This is a genomic window from Sphingobium olei, from assembly GCF_042678845.1.
GTDB lineage: Bacteria > Pseudomonadota > Alphaproteobacteria > Sphingomonadales > Sphingomonadaceae > Sphingobium > Sphingobium olei.
This window is the reverse complement of record NZ_JBHTLS010000056.1, coordinates 1-2,721: the sequence shown is the minus strand read 5'-3', so window position 1 is coordinate 2,721 and position 2,721 is coordinate 1. Positions and strand designations below refer to the sequence as shown.

1 protein-coding gene and 2 pseudogenes are annotated in these 2,721 nt (G+C 61.8%); 2 read left to right on the top strand and 1 reads right to left on the bottom strand.

Annotated features, from left to right (window positions below; genetic code table 11):
- Positions 1 to 334 (bottom strand): annotated as a pseudogene (locus ACFQ24_RS04085) (copper resistance system multicopper oxidase); the annotation flags it as partial.
- A 33-nt stretch (positions 335 to 367) separates the two neighbouring features.
- Here ACFQ24_RS04085 and ACFQ24_RS04080 point away from each other — a divergent pair.
- A pseudogene (locus ACFQ24_RS04080) lies at positions 368 to 514 on the top strand (IS5/IS1182 family transposase); the annotation flags it as partial.
- A gap of 523 nt (positions 515 to 1,037) precedes the next feature.
- Positions 1,038 to 2,618 carry a TIM-barrel domain-containing protein gene (locus tag ACFQ24_RS04075; RefSeq protein ID WP_380909183.1) on the top strand — a complete coding sequence of 527 codons (1,581 nt, stop codon included), beginning with the start codon at positions 1,038 to 1,040 and terminating at the stop codon, positions 2,616 to 2,618.
- Positions 2,619 to 2,721 lie beyond the last annotated feature (103 nt).

Here is a 2,721-nt window from a genome sequence, read left to right as displayed (position 1 = left end):
TGCCCATGTCCTTCATGGTGAGCAGCGGGCGCTGGCGCAGCGGCGGGATCGGCGCGACCATGCCGATCTGCGGCGCCAGCGTCGCGCGGACGAGGCCGGAGCGGTCGATCGCCTCGGCGATCAGGCCATAGGGCTTGGCTTGGGTCGGCTGGACCAGCACGTCATAGGTTTCGGCGATGTCGATCTGGAACTCGTCGGTCTCGACCGGCTGGACATTCTGGCCGTCGCACTGGACCACGGTCATGGGAAGGCCGGGCAGCCGCACGTTGAAATTGGTCATGGCAGACGCGTTGACGATCCGCAGCCGAACCCGCTCGCCGGCCAAGAACAGGCCAGGCCTTGCAAATAGGCCTGCTGCGGGGGATAGGATCATCGACGTTACAAACCCAGGCAACGCATCGAGATCTTGTTCCGCTGTCTCAAGGATTGGCGCCGAGTCGCACTCCGCCACGACTTGTGCCCAGACATTCTCCCCTGCCGTCGCTATTCCGCCTCCGTCATTTTCGCACTCTGACCGGCAAGTTCCGAGCCAAAATGTGCACGTGCCTTGCTGACAGGGACTGCCGACCCTCGACGCGCTGCGCACGATAATTCGGTAGAAATAGTCCGAGTAAAACCTTACAGCTTGGCCGCAGGCCGCAGGACGGGTGAAAGGGGAGCTGTCGATGAACATTAATCTTATGGGGACTGCGGCTCCCATGTTGGCTTCGGGCCTGATGAGGTGCTCAGCATGGATGGCTGTCGGGCCGCGGACGTCTGACCGATCGTGCCCATTGTCGCAATAGAGCCTCGATAGTTTGAACGGTCTGCTCAAGGTGATCCCCTTCGCGCCACTGGGCCGGGAATGTTCACATGAATGCCGGCGTGAGTTGATGCCGGTGCGAAAGATGGAGGGCGCAATGCCTGCAAAATATCGTTTTTGGCTGTCAGCGGCTTTGCTAGCGCTCAGCACGGCACCGGTTGCAGCTATGGCATCGGAATCGGCACGGAGCGCCCTTGCGACTGGGCTTGACGCTCGCGGCCACATGCAAAGCGTCATGCCGGCAACGGCGAGCGGCTTTGCCTTCACCCGCCTTGCCCAGGGCGTGCAGATCCGCGTCGGCGCCGTCACGAAAAATCTCATCTTCTACGGCCCGACAACCCTCCGCGTGAACGCCAATCTGGGTGAGAACTACTGGACCGCTGCCAGTCTGGCAGTCGTCGCCAAGCCGCAGGCAGTGGCCTTCGCCATTACGGAAAGCGCCGAAACGCTGACGATCAAAAGCGCGAAGCTGCGCGTCGAGGTCAGTAAGGCGACCGGCGCGCTGCGATTCTACGATGCGTCGGGCAAGCTCTACACGCAGGAGAATGCCGCCGCGCCGCAGACCCTGGAGAAGCGGACCATATCCGGTGCCCCGACGCTGGAGGCGAGCAACAGCTTCACCCTGCAGCCGGACGAGGCGATCTATGGCCTGGGCTTCAACGGCAGTGACACGAGCAATCGCCGCGGCAAGGAACTGCTGCTCGTTCAGACCAATGTCGGTATCATCATCCCCGTCCTGATGTCGTCGCGCCGCTACGGCGTGCTGTGGGACAGCTATTCCCAGATGCGGTTCAAGGACGACGCCGAAGGCGCATCGATGTGGGCCGAAAGCGCACCGGGCGGCGTGGACTATTATTTCATGGCGGGCGAAACGCCCGACGCCGTCGTCGCGGACTATCGCGCCCTGACTGGCCAGGCGCCGATGTATCCCAAGCAGGCGTTCGGCCTGTTCATGAGCAAGGAACGCTACAAGACGCAGGCGCAACTGCTTGAGGTCGCACGCGACTTCCGCAAGGAAGGCTTCCCGCTCGATTACATCGTCCAGGATTGGCAATATTGGGGTTCGGACAAGGACGGCAGCTGGAGCGGCATGATCTGGGATCCGACGCGCTATCCCGACCCCGCGGGAATGGTGCGTGATGTGCACGCCCTTCACATGAAGCTGATGGTGTCGATCTGGCCGTCGATCGGCAACGACACGGCGCTCGGCAAGGAACTCGACAGCCACGGCCTGCGCTTCGAGCCGCTGCACTGGATATCCAAACATGCGCGGGTTTACGACGCCTACAGTCCGATGGGCCGGCAAATCTATTTTAAGCACATCAAGTCGGGTTTGCTCGACAAGGGCATCGACGCTCTCTGGATGGATGGCACCGAGATCGAGGTGTCGAGCGCGATGTGGAACGCACAGGACAATATCCGCGATACCAAGGCATTGGGCAGGAATGCGCTCGGCGACTTTACCCGCTATCTCAATCCCTATTCGCTGCTGACGACGCAGGGCACTTATGACGGGCAGCGCGCGACCAGCGACAAGCGTATATTCACGCTCACCCGCTCGGGATGGGCCGGCGCGCAGCGGACAGCAGCGGCATCCTGGAGCGGTGACATCTTCTCAAGTTGGAAGACGCTGAAGCAGCAGGTGGCGGACGGGGTCAACGTGACGGTCACCGGCAACCCCTATTGGACCCAGGACACCGGCGGCTTTTTCGTCGCGGACTTCCCAGGCGGAGAGAAGAACGCCGCCTGGCGCGAGCTCTATGCCCGCGGCTGCAATTCTCCGCCTTCAACCCGATTGAGGATCGGCGTGCAATAGGCCCCCCGTTCGGGGGGTGAACGGCGTGTAAAAAGGACCCCTTTCATCCCGGAGTTTTATGAGGCCGCGTGGTTTGACCAAGTGGCGAGAACGGGATGTTGAT